General features: G+C 53.8%; 12 protein-coding genes, 1 tRNA gene and 2 pseudogenes. 5 read left to right on the forward strand and 10 right to left on the reverse strand.

Features of this window, described 5'->3' with window-relative positions:
• Window positions 1-913 (forward strand): annotated as a pseudogene (locus H8Q75_RS00175) (restriction endonuclease); the annotation flags it as partial.
• Here H8Q75_RS00175 and H8Q75_RS00180 read toward each other — a convergent pair.
• From H8Q75_RS00180 to H8Q75_RS00210, 7 genes are read right to left on the reverse strand one after another with little or no spacing between them, the layout of a single operon-like run.
• Window positions 910-1,719 carry a TatD family hydrolase gene (locus tag H8Q75_RS00180; RefSeq protein ID WP_297039367.1) on the reverse strand — a complete coding sequence of 270 codons (810 nt, stop codon included), beginning with the start codon at window positions 1,717-1,719 and terminating at the stop codon, window positions 910-912. The pseudogene H8Q75_RS00175 and the gene H8Q75_RS00180 sit on opposite strands and share 4 nt — an antisense overlap.
• A 5-nt stretch (window positions 1,720-1,724) precedes the next feature.
• Window positions 1,725-2,021, reverse strand: coding sequence for a 30S ribosomal protein S20 (gene rpsT, locus H8Q75_RS00185; protein ID WP_024124494.1), 297 nt, complete (start codon window positions 2,019-2,021; stop codon window positions 1,725-1,727).
• Between the two features lie 42 nt (window positions 2,022-2,063).
• A complete protein-coding gene (larB, locus tag H8Q75_RS00190; RefSeq protein WP_024124495.1) occupies window positions 2,064-2,825 on the reverse strand; it encodes a nickel pincer cofactor biosynthesis protein LarB in 762 nt (253 codons plus the stop codon).
• The gene (locus H8Q75_RS00195; protein WP_297039376.1) at window positions 2,826-4,286 is read right to left on the reverse strand and encodes a site-2 protease family protein; all 1,461 of its coding nucleotides are present in this window, start codon (window positions 4,284-4,286) and stop codon (window positions 2,826-2,828) included.
• Between the two features lie 25 nt (window positions 4,287-4,311).
• A complete protein-coding gene (htpG, locus tag H8Q75_RS00200) occupies window positions 4,312-6,240 on the reverse strand; it encodes a molecular chaperone HtpG (RefSeq protein ID WP_041429047.1) in 1,929 nt (642 codons plus the stop codon).
• A gap of 37 nt (window positions 6,241-6,277) precedes the next feature.
• Window positions 6,278-7,477, reverse strand: coding sequence for a radical SAM family heme chaperone HemW (gene hemW / locus H8Q75_RS00205; protein ID WP_297039380.1), 1,200 nt, complete (start codon window positions 7,475-7,477; stop codon window positions 6,278-6,280).
• 24 nt (window positions 7,478-7,501) lie between these two features.
• Entirely contained in the window at window positions 7,502-10,372 is a 2,871-nt protein-coding gene (locus tag H8Q75_RS00210; protein ID WP_041429049.1) for a UPF0182 family protein, read from the reverse strand.
• 96 nt (window positions 10,373-10,468) lie between these two features.
• On the opposite strand from H8Q75_RS00210, the gene H8Q75_RS00215 reads away from it, so the two are divergent.
• The gene (locus tag H8Q75_RS00215) at window positions 10,469-11,008 is read left to right on the forward strand and encodes a redoxin domain-containing protein (RefSeq protein ID WP_297039383.1); all 540 of its coding nucleotides are present in this window, start codon (window positions 10,469-10,471) and stop codon (window positions 11,006-11,008) included.
• A gap of 2 nt (window positions 11,009-11,010) precedes the next feature.
• On the opposite strand, the gene H8Q75_RS00220 is transcribed toward H8Q75_RS00215, so the two are convergent.
• Complete coding sequence (locus H8Q75_RS00220; RefSeq protein ID WP_024124501.1) at window positions 11,011-11,856, reverse strand: tetratricopeptide repeat protein; 846 nt, start codon at window positions 11,854-11,856, stop codon at window positions 11,011-11,013.
• Between the two features lie 122 nt (window positions 11,857-11,978).
• On the opposite strand from H8Q75_RS00220, the gene H8Q75_RS00225 reads away from it, so the two are divergent.
• From H8Q75_RS00225 to H8Q75_RS00235, 3 genes are all read left to right on the forward strand, one after another.
• On the forward strand, window positions 11,979-12,206 hold the full coding sequence (locus H8Q75_RS00225; protein ID WP_024124502.1) for a hypothetical protein: 228 nt from the start codon (window positions 11,979-11,981) through the stop codon (window positions 12,204-12,206).
• A 12-nt stretch (window positions 12,207-12,218) separates the two neighbouring features.
• Window positions 12,219-13,244: an ABC transporter permease gene (locus tag H8Q75_RS00230; protein WP_297039390.1), complete on the forward strand. Its 1,026-nt coding sequence runs from the start codon at window positions 12,219-12,221 to the stop codon at window positions 13,242-13,244.
• 72 nt (window positions 13,245-13,316) lie between these two features.
• Window positions 13,317-13,754, forward strand: a complete 438-nt coding sequence (locus H8Q75_RS00235; protein ID WP_024124504.1) for a peroxiredoxin — start codon at window positions 13,317-13,319, stop codon at window positions 13,752-13,754.
• A 93-nt stretch (window positions 13,755-13,847) separates the two neighbouring features.
• Here H8Q75_RS00235 and H8Q75_RS00240 read toward each other — a convergent pair.
• Window positions 13,848-13,934, reverse strand: a tRNA-Ser gene (locus H8Q75_RS00240).
• 79 nt (window positions 13,935-14,013) lie between these two features.
• Window positions 14,014-14,472: pseudogene (locus H8Q75_RS00245) on the reverse strand (hypothetical protein); the annotation flags it as partial.

Here is a 14,472-nt window from a genome sequence, read left to right on the forward strand (position 1 = left end):
ATCTAGCCCAGAAACCTACTTCCAGGCCGCCTTCCGCGTGCAGAGTCCATGGACGATTCAGAATCCTGACGGAACCTCACCCAACGCGGAGCTGATTCTCAAAGAAGAGTGCTATGTGTTCGATTTTGCGCCGGATCGCGCCCTGCGGCAGATTGCCGACTACAGTTGCCGCCTGAATGTGAATGAGGATGACCCGGAAAAGAAAGTGGAGGAATTTATCCACTTCCTGCCGGTGCTGGCGTATGATGGGAGTTCAATGCGACAGATTGATGCCGCCGGCGTGCTGGAAATGGCCATGAGCGGCACCACCGCCACCCTGCTGGCCCGCCGCTGGGAAAGCGCGCTATTGGTGAATGTGGACAATGACACTCTGCGGCGGCTGATAACCAACGAACAGGCGATGCAGGCGCTGATGAACATTGAGGGCTTCCGCAACCTCAATCAGGAGATTGAAACCATCATCAACAAGTCGGAGGCCGTGAAACGGCTGAAAAAAGAGGCCAACGACCGAGCGCTTTCCGCTCAAGAAAAGCGTGAGCTGACCGAAGAGGAGAAGGAATTCAAGAGCAAGCGCAAACAGATTCAGGAAAAGCTCATCAAGCTGGCGACGCGCATCCCCATTTTTATGTATTTGACCGACCATCGGGAACGAACGCTGCGCGATGTGATCACGCAGTTGGAGCCGGGGTTGTTCAAGAACGTCACGGGGCTGACGGTGAAAGATTTTGAACTCCTCGTCAGCCTCGGCGTCTTCAACAGCGCGCTGATGAACGATGCGGTGTACAAGTTCAAGCGCTATGAAGATCCAAGCCTGGTTTATACGGGTATTAACCGTCACGAAGGGGAAGATATTGGGCTGTACGATACCGTTTTGCGCCGCTCCGATGACTGGCTAAATCAATCTTTAGCCTAGGAAAAGGTGGCAATAGAGGCCTCTGTGGGCAGTGGTAGCCGAAAGAGATGACAGGCGTTGAGAGTTGTCTGCCGTTCTAGTTCCGCAAGGTCACATTGTCGCAGGCGGGCTACGGCTTCGGCCACAAAGCGCACATAGCTGGGTTCGTTCCGCTTTTCACCCCGCTTGGGCACAGGGGCCAAAAAAGGACAATCGGTTTCAATGAGCAGGCGATCGCTGGGAACTATCTGCGCTGAGGCGTGAATTTGTTTAGCGTTCTTAAAGGTGACCGTGCCGCTAAAGCTAATAAAAAGACCCAGATTGAGAAACCATTCAGTTTCTTCGGGAGTTCCGCCCCAACAGTGCATGACCCCTCGAACCGGACCGCGATCGCGCACAAATTGCTGCAACAGATCCCGGGCCGCCGCCGCTGCTTCGCGACAGTGGATGATCACGGGTAAATCCAATGCCTGGGCGACCTCCAACTGTGCCCAAAAGGCGGCCTCCTGTTGCTCGCGGTTCGTGGCTTTGTAAAAGTCTAGGCCGGTTTCGCCAATGGCCACCACCTTGGGTTCATTGCTGGCAAGGCTGGCAATTTTCTCCTTGAGTTCTGGCTGCCACTGCTGGGTATCCAAGGGATGGAGACCCACGGCCATAAACACTTCTGGAAACTGGGCACTCAGGCGCTGAATGGCTGGAAATTCCTGCGGTTCGACACAAGCATGCACCAAACGCACCACCCCCGCCGATCGCCAGCGCTCAGCTACTGCTTCCAGATCGGCCGCGTACTCTGGAAAATTCAGATGGACGTGGGTATCCACCAACATGGGGATTAGGCGGCAGGTTGCAGTGTTTTGTTGAGAATCCGTGTCAAGCGCGCCTTGCGACGGGCACCGGTATTGCGATGGAGAACGCCGCGCTTAACGGCTTTGTCAATTTTGCTAAAGGCTAAGTTCAGGCGTTGGTGGACTTCCGCCAGTTTTTCTGGGGTGGGGTCGGCGCTGTACTGACTAATGGCATTCAAGTAATTTTTAATCAAGGTACGCACTGCCGAGCGATAGGCCTTGTTGCGCAGACGGTTGCGCTCAGCAATTTGGGCACGTTTAGCGGCAGATTTAATGTTAGCCACAGCTCACCTGATGATCAATCACACGTTAAGAACAAATAACCATTATAACCGTTGACTGAGCGATCGCAAGATCTTGGCCGCTAGCATGGCGGCCCCAAAGCCATTGTCAATATTGACAACACCAATGCCGGGGGCACAGGAATTGAGCATTGTGAGCAGCGCCGCCAAACCAGCAAAGTTCGCGCCATAGCCAATACTGGTGGGCACCGCAATCACGGGCACTGAGACTAGCCCCGCCACCACACTGGGCAGTGCCCCCTCCATACCGGCAACAACAATTAGCACCGCCATCTGCTCAAGGCGATCGCGCACACTCAAGAGGCGATGAAGTCCCGCCACCCCCACATCCCAAAACCGCTCAACGCTAAACCCTGAGAGCTGCAACGTCACTGCCGCCTCTTCGGCCACGGGCAGATCCGCTGTACCGGCACAGACCAAACCCACCTGAAGCGGAAACTGCGGCGGCAAAATGGGGGCTGTACTGCAAATCTGTGCCTTTTCAAAATAGTGCAGTCCCCCAAGGCGCGATCGCACCGCCTCAAAAACCTCTGGGGAAATACGCGTGGCCATCACACAGGGATAGTGGGGACGCATCCGCTCCAGAATTTCAGCAATTTGCTGGGGGGTTTTCCCAGGCCCCCAAATGACCTCTGGAAAGCCCGTGCGCTGCTGCCGCTGGTGATCAAGGCGCGCGAAATCGCCAACGGGTTCGTAGGCAAGGTGTTGCAATTGGCGATAGGCCGTCTCTACAGTCAGTTCTCCTTGGGCAACTGCCGTCAAAATTTGCCGCAGTGAATCGGGCATTTAGCCTCCAATCCCCAGCCGACCAGCCAGCCCCGGTGCCATTGGAATGAGGGTAGCTGCCATCAAGAACAACAACAGCAGCCCCAAACCGGCACGGGTATCGTCCGGTTCTGTTATTTCATCGAGACTGGGCTGATCCACATCCCGCTGCAATAGCAGGATCACCAACGCCCAATACAGGGCCAAGGGGTTGACAATTGCCACCAAGCCCAAGACCACAAGGGTAATAACCGTCAGTCGTTTGGCGGTTTTCGTACCGTAAATAGCTTGAATAATCCGCCCGCCATCCAGTTGCCCTGCAGGCATCAAGTTCAAAGCAGTCATGATCAGCCCCAGCCAGCCCAGAATCACCAAGGGATGCACCATCACCACTTCGCTGTGCAATTGCTGCCCCAAAAAGAGCTTGGCGATCGTCCCCACTAAAATCGATCCTTGGAAAAAGAGGGTCGGCACCTCTAAACCCTGACCTGTGGGCGAGAGGACAAAGCCAATGCTCAACAGCAGCAGCGAAACACTACCGGCGGCGATCGCCCCCGCGGCCCCCATATCAAACAGTTGACTGCGATTGGCCAGGAAGGATTCAAGGCGGGTCATCGCACCAAAAGTCCCCAACTGCCACGCCGGCAAAAAGATCGGCGGCCCCAAGCGTGCCCGATAGCGTTTGGCCATTAACCAGTGGCCCACCTCCCGCACAGCCGCAATGCCAAAGAGGCCGAGGGCAAAGGGGAGCGATCGCTGAAAGAGGCCGGCAGTAGGATTCCCCAGTAGGCTAAAGCCCTGCAAAATGGCACTGGTCTCGAGACAGGTGCCCAGGGTGGCCACCGCCAACAGCACCGCCGCTAGCTTTTGGAGCTTGCCGGAGCGGATCGGCTCAGTGGTCATCGGCAAGATGACCACCATGGGCTTGCCCTCACTATTGGGCACCATAAAGAGGCGATAGCGATCGGGCAAGGCGGCCTGTAGTCGTTCGGTGAGTTGCTGATGCACCGCTTTAGCCTCACCCCGCAGATTCCCTGGACAGATCACGCCTCCCTTGTAGGGAATGTAATCGGTGGCAAAGTAGGTATCAACACTAAAGATGCTTTGAATGGCTTGCAAATCCTCAGGGGGAAGGCTAGGTTTCTCGGTAGGCGGCGCGGCGGTTGTCTGTTCTGTGGTGGCTTGCTCCAGTTCAGAACGCCCAGAAGCAGCCAAGGGGAGTTCTGCGGTGACTGCCAGCGATCGCAACCACCGCCCCAGGGCAATATAGGCCACAATCGAAAACACCAGCCCAAAGAGGACGGCAGCAAAGTTAATCACAATCCCAAAGCTGAGGCTGCCGAAAACCACCAGCCAAGGGAGCATCAGGACAAGGGTTTGCAGCCATGCCACTATCCCCACCTTGCCATAGGGCAGGTTGCGGTAGAGTCCCCAGGCCAATAGGGCGATCGCTCCCGCCAATAAGCCTACCGTAACTATCATGGATTACCTCCCATATCTGTAAAGGTTAGCGCGTGGCCATCGCTGTCAGTTGGGTTAGCACTTGACTGGCCCGCTCCGTAAATTGCTGCATACCATTGGCATCAAAGGCCCGCTGGGACATCAAGGCCAAATCGTAGATATACTGACACAGCTTTTCGACCAATGTACCCGTTTCTGAGGTGCCGCTGGTTTGAATAATCGTTCCTTGGTTAAGGCTGAGGAGATTTTGCACCAAGGGATGGGCGGTGTTGACAACTAAGATATGCTCCTCCGGCAACTGCGCATTGGCTTGCTGCTGCATCATTGCCATCATCTCCTGCATCCGCCGACTGGCTTCAGGGAGTAGGATCATCGCCGGCGGGGCATCGGCCTTGAGGGCCTCGGTGCGGATTGTCAGCTTTGGCTTTTTCAGCACGGATTCAAAGAGGGCTTTAATCTGCTCACTGCGGGTTTTGTTGGTGGTGGGGTCAATGAGTTCGCTCTCTTTGCTCTTATCAATCAGGGTTTCATCCAGCTCCGCATCCACCCGCAGAAACTTGACATTGCTGTAGTTCTGCTCCAGCCACGGTACAAAGTGAGTATCAATAAAAGTGTCCATAAAGAGAACTTCAATCCCTTGGCTCTTGAGCAGTTGCACATAGGTGGCTTGGTTCACCTCATCGGTGCAGTAATAGACGCGATTGCCTTGGCGCTCCTTGTTGCGCTCTAGGTATTGTTTGAGGGTGGTATAGGTTTTGCCATCCACTTGAATGCCCCCCTCAGCTGCCCAAACGTCGTCGCTGTCTTTGGAGGTCAATTCGGCAGTGGTGCGGTAGATGAGAATGTCTTCCACCTGCTTTTTGAACTTCTCATCGTTGATGGAGCCAAATTTAACAAAGGTGCCAAGGTCTTGCCATAGGTGCACGTAGGCAGCGGGGTCTTCGCGATATAGCTCCTTCAGGCGATCGCCCACCTTCTTGGCAATGTAGTCAGCAATTTTACGAACAGTGCGATCGTTTTGCAGGAAACTGCGGGACACATTTAGGGGAATATCGCTACTGTCAATCACCCCCCGCAGAGGCAGCAAAAAGCGGGGAATGATCTCTTCGCAGTTGTCACTGACAAAGACCTGATTGCAGTAGAGCTTAATTTGCCCCTTGGTGACATCAATATCGGGGCGCAGCTTGGGGAAGTAGAGAATCCCATTCACCACAAAGGGGTAGTCGGTATTGAGGTGAACCCATAGCAGGGGGTCTTCTTGGAAGGGATAGAGATAGCGATAGAACTCCAGATAGTCCTCTTTGCTGAGGCTATTGGGGGCACTCTTCCACGGCGCAATTTGTTTATTGATTTGCTCCCCTTCAAGTTGAATGGGAACGGGTAAAAAGTCACAGTACTTGCGAACCAACTCACGAATACGGGCTGGCTCTAGATACTCCAATTCACTGTCTTGAAGCGTCAGGGTGACTGTGGTGCCCACAGTGGTGCGCTGGCCATCGGAAAGGGTAAATTCCGTGGAACCATCACAGGTCCAATGGACAGGAACGGCGCCTTCACGGTAGGAAAGGGTATCAATTTCCACACGCTCAGCCACCATAAAGGCGGAGTAAAACCCCAATCCAAAGTGGCCGATGATGGCGTTTTCCCCTTCCCCTTTGTACTTTTGCACGAATTCCTCGGCACTGGAAAAGGCCACTTGGGTAATGTATTTTTTGACTTCCTCAGCGGTCATGCCGATGCCATTGTCGGCGATCGCTAACTTTTTGTTTTCTTTATCAATCGTGATCGTCACTTCGGGGTGATCCACATCGCCGCTATATTCCCCAGAGCGTGCCACCATCCGCAGTTTTTGAATGGCATCGACGGCGTTAGAGACCAGTTCCCGCAGGAAAATCTCATGATCGGAGTAGAGCCACTTTTTAATGATTGGAAAAATGTTCTCAGTGTGGATTGAAATGGTTCCCTGTTCCAACATGATCCTTCCCGTGAGTGTATTCTTGGTCAGACAACCTCTAGTGTATCGGTAGGGGTTGCCCTTCCTGTTGGCGGAAAACCGATCCCTCCAATGCTTCCCAAAGACTGACAATGACGTGATTAGCCACTAGAAATCCCTCTGGCTGTGTTAAGTGCAGGCGATCGCCCGCCAAAGAAAGCAACTCTGGAGACATTTTTACCGCTGCTGCCTGTAGGGCCTCAACCCAGGACGCAGGAAATTCAGCCGCCAAAGCCCTCAAAGACAGGCCATCGCTGAGGCGCAAGCCCAACATCAGGGTTTCCAACCAGCGATCCCACAGGGAATCTGGACTCCCTTGATTGAGACTCTCTGGTAAGCTTTGTAGCCATTGATAGTATTCACGGCGGGTACGCGGGCGGCTGAGACGGCGATGTTGGAGATAACTGGTGGCGCCCATGCCAAAGCCATAGTAGGATTGATTGCGCCAATAGACTTGATTGTGACGACAGGCAAACCCCGGTTGGGCATAGTTAGAAATTTCGTAGTGATCGTAGCCCGCTGCTGTTAACATCTCGTGAGCAAGGTGATAGGCGGCGGCAGTCTGATCGTGGCTGGGTAGGGGGGCTGCTTCGGGTTGATAGCGTTTGCTGAAGACGGTTTTTGGCTCAATGATGAGGTCATAGATAGACAGATGCGTTGGCTTGAAGGCGATCGCTTGCGCTAGGGAGGATTGCCAGTCCGCTAAGGATTGTTGCGGCAGGCCCGAAATTAGATCCATGCTCCAGTTTGCTACCCCCGCCCTATGAATCATCTCAACTGCACGCTCAACATCGGCCCCATCGTGACTGCGGCCACACAGCCGCAATAGCTCACTGTCAAAGGCCTGTACGCCCAAGCTGACACGATTGACCCCTGCCCTGAGATAGCCCTGCAATTGTTCTAAGTGAAATGTCCCCGGATCCATTTCCATGGAAATTTCCGCTCCTAGGGCAATGCCCATCTGGCGATCGAGGGCTTCCAGCAGTTGGCCAAAGTATTGAGGCGGGACTAGAGAAGGCGTTCCACCACCAAAAAAGATAGTTTGCAGCGGTAGCCCCTCAGTGGGGGTGTGGGCAATTTCTTGACACAGCGCCGCCACATACTCTTGAATCAGTGAGTCCGCCAGCGTCGGAGAATCTCCCACCACCGTAATTGGAAAGTCACAGTAGAAGCAGCGGCGCCGACAAAAGGGCAAATGGAGGTATGCAGCTGTAGTCATAGGCGTCTTCACTGGTTTTTGCCCCTATTGCGGAAAGAGTCGTTTCAGGGCCTCCTCTAGGGTGGGTGCCATCACAATCCGCTGATTATCCATCACGATGACCCGTGCCAAGGTGGGCAGTCGATTTTGATCGGCTTCGAGGTAAAGGGGTTCAACATACAGGAGCGATCGCTGGATGGGGATAATGAGGAGATTGCCCTGCACCGATCTTGACCCTTGGCGATTCCAGAGGGAAATTTGCTGCGAAATGACGGGGTCCTGATTGATCCGCGCCTCCATTTGTTCAGGACCAAAGACCAGTTCTTGCTTGGGAAAGACGTAGAGCAGAAGCTTGCCATAGTTCTGGCCATCGGAACGAGCCGCTAGCCAACCAATGAGGTTGGGACGATTCACGGGCGTAAAGGGGACCAGGAGAATAAACTCCTCCGTGTAGCCAATGGGCAGCTTGGTAATGAGATAGTAGGGGGCAACCGCTTGGGGTTTTTCGCGGTAGATCTCCTTGGGAATCTGCCAGAGGTCTTCGCGGTTGTAAAACACCACGGGATCGGTCATGTGGTATTTCAGGAGCTGCTCGGACTGCACTTGCAGCAGATCAATGGGATAGCGAATGTGGCGATAGAGCTGGTGGGGCATCGTACTCAAAGGATGAAAAAGGGTTGGGAAGATCCGCTGCCACGTGCGAATCATGACATCCTCAGGTTCCACCACATAAAAGGTGACATCGCCGTTATAGGCGTCCACCACCACTTTCACAGAGTTGCGAATGTAGTTAAACGAGTGCTCCCCCGGATCGCTGTAGGGATAGTAGCGACTGACGGTATAGGCATCAATCATCCAGTAGAGATAGCTGACCCCCGCCGTGCTCGAGCTAGTAGCAATCTCCTGTTCAGAGCGTGGATCAGCCACAACAAGGTAGGGCTCACTGTCAAAGCGCAGGAAGGGGGCGATCGCCCGCACGCGATCCTGAATCAATCGCCGAAAGAGAACCCGTGAGTCTGGCCGCAAGTTGGGGGTCAACAGGAGTTGCCAATCTCGAAAATAGACACTGTAGACCAAGCGTCGCCACCAACTGGCAATGGGCACACCCCCCGTGCCGTCATAGTGGTTATAAACATTTTCAGCCCCCCGCGGAAAGTCCAGTTCCGGGACCTTAGAGGGGACAAAGATATAGGTATTGGTGAGTTCACCGTAATAGATCCGTGGGTAGAAAAAGGGAATACTCTCCCGAATCTGTGGGGGATTGACCAGTAGCTCACCCGTATCGCCAATATCGCGAACAAAGTACTTGGGCAGACCATTGGCTTCCGCCGTATTTACCGGACTGATCGTGAAGCCATAGCCGTGGGTAAACACGAGGTGCTCATTAATCCAACTGCGGGCAAACTGCTGAACCGCACTGTAGTCCACTTCACGAGCAGCAATGAGGACTTGGCGAATTTCTGATTGGTCTTGATCGGGAGCCAGTTTCAGATAGTAGCGATCCAGAAAAGCCGCTGGAAACCGATAGTAGGAGCGCAGTTGTTGCAGTTGGCGGTTGGTTTCGAGAAGGGGGCGGGTATCCCAAAGGCGAATATTGCGGGTGGTGGCCGCATTGGCAGCAATGATTTCGGCATTCAGGTTATTTTCCGGCTGGAAAGGTTCCACCCGCATTTTTTCAAGGTTAAAACCTTCGCAGGTGTGGGTAAGGGTGCGTTGAATGTAGGGGAGTTCCCGTTGCAGTTGGTTGGGTTGAACAATGGCTGCTTCAATGGCTGTGGGTAGGAGCCAATCTACAATCAGGATGACCACCAGATAGCCCAAGGTAAAGCCAAAGAGGCCAGGGGCAATGGGGCCCAACCGCCGCTGCCCTTCTCCGCCCCGTCGAATCGCTGACCAAGCCAACAAACAGGCAACGGCAAAGGCTGAGGCCGAGAGCCAACCATAAAGGGGTAAGCGTACGGTGACATCGGTATAGCCTGCGCCAAAGGCTGCCCCCTTGGTCGAATAGAGAAGTTTATAGCGCTCTAGCCAGAAGCTAAGGGCCACTGTGGCAAAGACAAAGGCACTTAAGCCCTGTAAATGCCGCCGTTGCGATCGCACGAAGCCGAGGAATTTGCCATGACTGAGACTTTCATTGGCAAGGAGATAGCCCAAGGCCGTTCCCCCTAAGCCGACAACACTGAGGTTCACCAACCATAGGCGCAACAGTTCCCACAGGGGGATTTGAAACAGGTAAAAGCTAATGGAATGGTGAAAGAGCGGCTCAGTATGGGGATCACTGGCGGCAAACAGTCCCTTGAGGACAACTGGCCAACTGAGGCTGGCGATCGCCCCCATCGCGAGGCTCAAGAGAATGCCCAATCCCTGAAAGAGACCTACAGGCAACCACAGCCCCAGTATCAAGGCCACCAAACTCAGCCCTAGTAGCCAAGGATTCTGCACCATTTGCAGCGATAGCTCCGCCACCCGCCAAACACTCAATTGCGGCAGCAAAGGGCTGTTAAATGTCATTTCTGAGCGCTGTTGCCACAGTTGCAGCGCGATCGCCCCAATGTGGTAAGTTGCAACAATGAGCAGCCAAGTTAAACCGCCAGCACACAACAAAAGCCGCCATAGCCCCAGCCCCCGATAGGTACTCTGTGCCCTCAGGACTGGATCAAGGGTCACCGTACGTTGCCGCAGCAGCCAGCGTTGCTGCCAGCCATAGAAAAGCTGCGATACCCCCGCAACCGCCAGAAACAGTAGGGCTTGAACACTCCAGCGCTGCCAAACCACCGCCAAATAGCCCAGTTGATGAAACCAAAGGCTCTCGGCAATCAGGCGGCACAGCCCCACCCCAAGGGCGATCGCCAGCACCAATGCACAGAGCCAGCGCAACCAACGGGGCATGAGCTGTACAACGGCGAGCGACGGCATCAACCTCGAAAACTCGAAAAATCGTTAAAAGTAGGGTACAGTGCAGCTAGATACGTTCCTAAGGCCAGTTTAGCGATTTCACTAAGCGATTTCACTATGTTCTTGCGCTCAGGACTTGTTGCCCTTTTGAGTTTGATCCTGTTTCTTAGCCCAGCAGCCCCCAGTTGGGCCCTCGGGGGTGAATTGCCGCCCCTGAATGCCCCCGCACCCGACTTTTCTCTTCCCAGCAGTGTCAACGGTCAGCTCATTTCCCTCAAGGATTATCGCGGTAAGTGGGTGGTGCTGTACTTTTACCCCAAGGACTTTACCGCTGGCTGTACTCTTGAGGCCCAACGCTTTCAACGAGATATTGAGCAATTTCATGTCCACAATGCCGAAGTCATTGGCGTCAGTGCCGACTCCGTGGACTCCCACGCAGATTTCTGTGACAGTGAAGGCTTGACCTTTCCCCTCCTATCTGACCCCGATGGCCAAGTCAGCAAAGCCTATGGTTCGTGGTTGGGGTTTGTCTCGCTGCGCCACAGTTTCATCATTGATCCTGAGGGCATCCTGCGGGAGCGCTATGTGAAAGTGAACCCCGCTATTCACAGTCAGGAGGTACTGGCTCGCCTCGAGGAACTGCAGCAGCAAGTATAACTCTATTGCTGCGGTGAGGGTTCAGGGGTCGCTGGAGATTCCTTTGGCACCTGCTGGGCCGCCCGCTGAATGGCATCTTTATACTTGGCAGGAGCTAATTCCACCGCTTTAGCATAGAGGGAAGCCGCCTCGGTCTTTTTCCCCTGTTCCGTCAGTGCCATCGCTTGGGCAAGCACTGGGCGAAAATCGTTGGGATTTTCTTTGCCAAGATTTTGGAAAAGGGTTAGCGCCTCATCATAGCGTTTTTGAGTCATATAGACATCGCCAAGCAGGAGTTGTACAGCCGTGACATCCACGCTCCCCGGTTGGACTTTATTGGCTTGCTCTGCTCCTTGGAGGGTCTCTTCAATCAGACCAATGGCAGCTTGAGGACGATTTTCCTTGAGGTAGAGATCCACCAGTGCCCGCAGGGCATTGAGGTTCCCCGGCGATTTAGCCAAAACCCCTTGAAACGTTTGGGCAGCCCCCTCGCGATCGCCCGTTTGTTGTTGCGCTTGCCCTAGGAGAATGGCATAGTCTGTTTGTTCGGGTCGCTGAGCCGCCAACCGCCGCAGGGGGTCAATGACGCTGGCAATCTCTCCTTTGCCCAGTTGAATCAGTTGCAACCGCGCCAGCACTAAGCCTTCTAATGCTGTGGCATTGTTAGGTTCCCGCTCCAGCACCAATTGATAGCCCTTTTCTTGGGCTTGCAGCTCTGCAACTTTGTCCCCAGCGGCAGGACTAGCCATCGGGCTTGGGGTAGCTTGGGGTGGCGTAAAGGCACTAGTGAGCAGAGGCATCACAGAAATGGCAATGAAGGGAATCATCCCCAATAGCAACACGAACAGGGTGATCCATTTCTTGCGCATTTTGCCTCCTAACCAACGTTTCCCTTGCCAGTATGATTCTAGCCTAGGGGGCATGGTCATCACTGCCAATTTTCATTTGGCTTCCCCTTGCTAAAATTTGAAAAATTCCTCGGAGAGCTGCCATGAGTGAACTAACGCCAGAAACCATCAATTGTGCAGAGGCCTGTGTCAATGGCTGTGTCTTGGGCGATCGCTGTCCTAACCGCGAGTACATTGCTGCTGCCAGCAAGTTTATGCATGAGACCCCCCTCGATCAGATTTTGCAAATTGCAGCAGATAGCTACCCAAAACGCCTCTTGGCCTCAATTGAGCGCGATCGCCAGCGAGCAGCAAGCCCACCCCAAGAATAACTCCAGCTGTTGATGTCTCGTCTGCGTGCATTGCAGGGGTACTTGCTCCTGCGGCTTTTACTTGCGCCACTCATGCTGTGGACAATTGTCACCGTCGTCTTTTTGCTGCTGCGAGCCACGCCAGGAGATCCCGTGGATGCGATTTTAGGCCCCCGTGCTCCGGCCGCTGTAAAGGAGGCCTTGCGGCAACAATTGGGCTTGGCGCAACCCCTATGGCAGCAATACTTGAATTATTTAGGGCAACTTCTGCAATTTGATCTGGGAACCTCCCTCACCAGTCAAGGGGAAGCAGTCACTAGTATCATTGCCAAGCATTTTCCGGCCACAGCAGAATTGAGCCTCGTCAGTCTGGCGATCGCCTTTGGCTTAGGAGTGCTCATTGGCAGTCTCGCTGCGGTTAAATCCGGAACTGCTTGGGATATGGCTGGCCGTCTCTTTGGCATCATTACCTATGCCTTGCCCCTCTTTTGGTTCGGGATGCTCCTGCAACTGCTCTTTGCGGTGAAGCTGCGTTGGCTTCCCTTGGGCAGCCGCTACCCCATCACCGCAACACCCCCCCAAGGCCCCACTGGGCTGTACATGCTTGATGCGCTCCTGAATGGCAATCTTCAGCAACTGGGAACTGCGTTGACCTACTTGCTTCTACCTGCGGTCACGCTGGCGATCGTCCTCAGTGGCATCTTTGAGCGCATTGTGCGGGTGAATCTCAAGCAAACGTTAGTGGCAGATTATGTAGAAGCCGCCCGGGCCCGTGGTATTCCTGAACATCGAATCCTCATTCACCATGCCCTCAAGAACGCCCTAATTCCCGTGATCACGGTTTTGGGCTTCACCCTTGCCAGCCTCTTGGGGGGAGCAGTGTTAACAGAGGTAACCTTTTCTTGGCCGGGACTGGGGCAGCGACTCTACGAAGCCATTACTCTGCGGGATTATCCGACGGTGCAAGGAATTGTGGTTTTCTTTGCCGTGATTGTGGTCGCTGCCAGCATTCTCATTGATGTGGTCAATGCTTGGATTGACCCCCGCATCCACTACTAACTTTTTGGCACCTACCGATACAATAAAGAGCGAAACAACGTAACAAATCTTAAAGCTAGGAGGTTATGCACCATGGCTCTAGCCGTTGGTACACCCGCCCCCCCCTTTACTGCCAAAGACACCCATGGCAACACGGTCTCCCTCAGTGACTTTGCAGGTAAAACTGTGGTGCTGTACTTTTACCCCAAGGATGATACCCCCGGCTGCACTAAGGAGGCCTGTAGCTTTCGCGACAACTATGCCGCCTATCAGGACAAAAATATCGTCGTTTTGGGCGTGAGTGCAGATGACGAAACCTCACACCAAAAGTTCACTGAGAAATTTAACCTTCCCTTCCCCCTGCTGGCGGATGTTGATAGGTCAATTATCAAAGCCTACGACGTGGATGGGGGCGGCTACGCCAAGCGAGTTACCTATGTGATTGACGGCAATGGCATCATTTCCCATGTCTATACCAGCGTGAAAACCGAGACCCACGCCACCGACATTTTGGCGGATCTTGGCTTGTAGGCCACTCCAATAAAGGCATCATTAATAAACATTAATAAAGTAATAGTGAGGCGGCTAGAGCAGCTCTGGCTGCCTTTTTGTTAATTAATTGAACGGAGAGAGAGGGATTCGAACCCTCGGTGGCATCACTGCCACACTCGATTTCAAGTCGAGCGCATTCGACCACTCTGCCATCTCTCCCAGCATTCTTTATTTTAGCCTTAGTTCGAATGCCAAGGGCCAAGGAGTAGACGGCAACAGGTGAAGGATTAGCTGTTCTTCAGGCAGAAAGCCCAGAGATCGAACCCATCTCTAAGTCAGTAGTCTGAGTTTGGAAGTTGCCAAACGCTTGGTTGGCCTTGGCTACATCATTCACCACAATCCCCAGAATCTTTTGCCGTAAACCCAGATCGCAGGCTTTCAGCACTTCGGCCAAGGCCTCCTGTCGTGTTTGCCTTAGGCGCACCACCAACAGAGCCCGCTCTAGTGCTGTCAGCACTCGATATGTATCCGCAGCAGCGAGGATCGCAGGGACATCAACAATCACGAAGTCAAAAGTTTCTTTAGTGCTGTCTAGGAAATCAAACCAGCGATAAGAACTAAACACTGCCATGGGTTCCTGCTGCGCCTGACCTGCCGTCAATACCCAGAGTCCTTCAGTAGAATTGGCCAAAAGACTAGACCAGTGGGGCAGAGGCATTGTTCCCTGCAACAGTTCCCCTAAACCAGTGACGTTGGG

Origin of the sequence: Thermosynechococcus sp. OHK43 (genome assembly GCF_014466085.1) — a bacterium.
Classification (GTDB): domain Bacteria; phylum Cyanobacteriota; class Cyanobacteriia; order Thermosynechococcales; family Thermosynechococcaceae; genus Thermosynechococcus.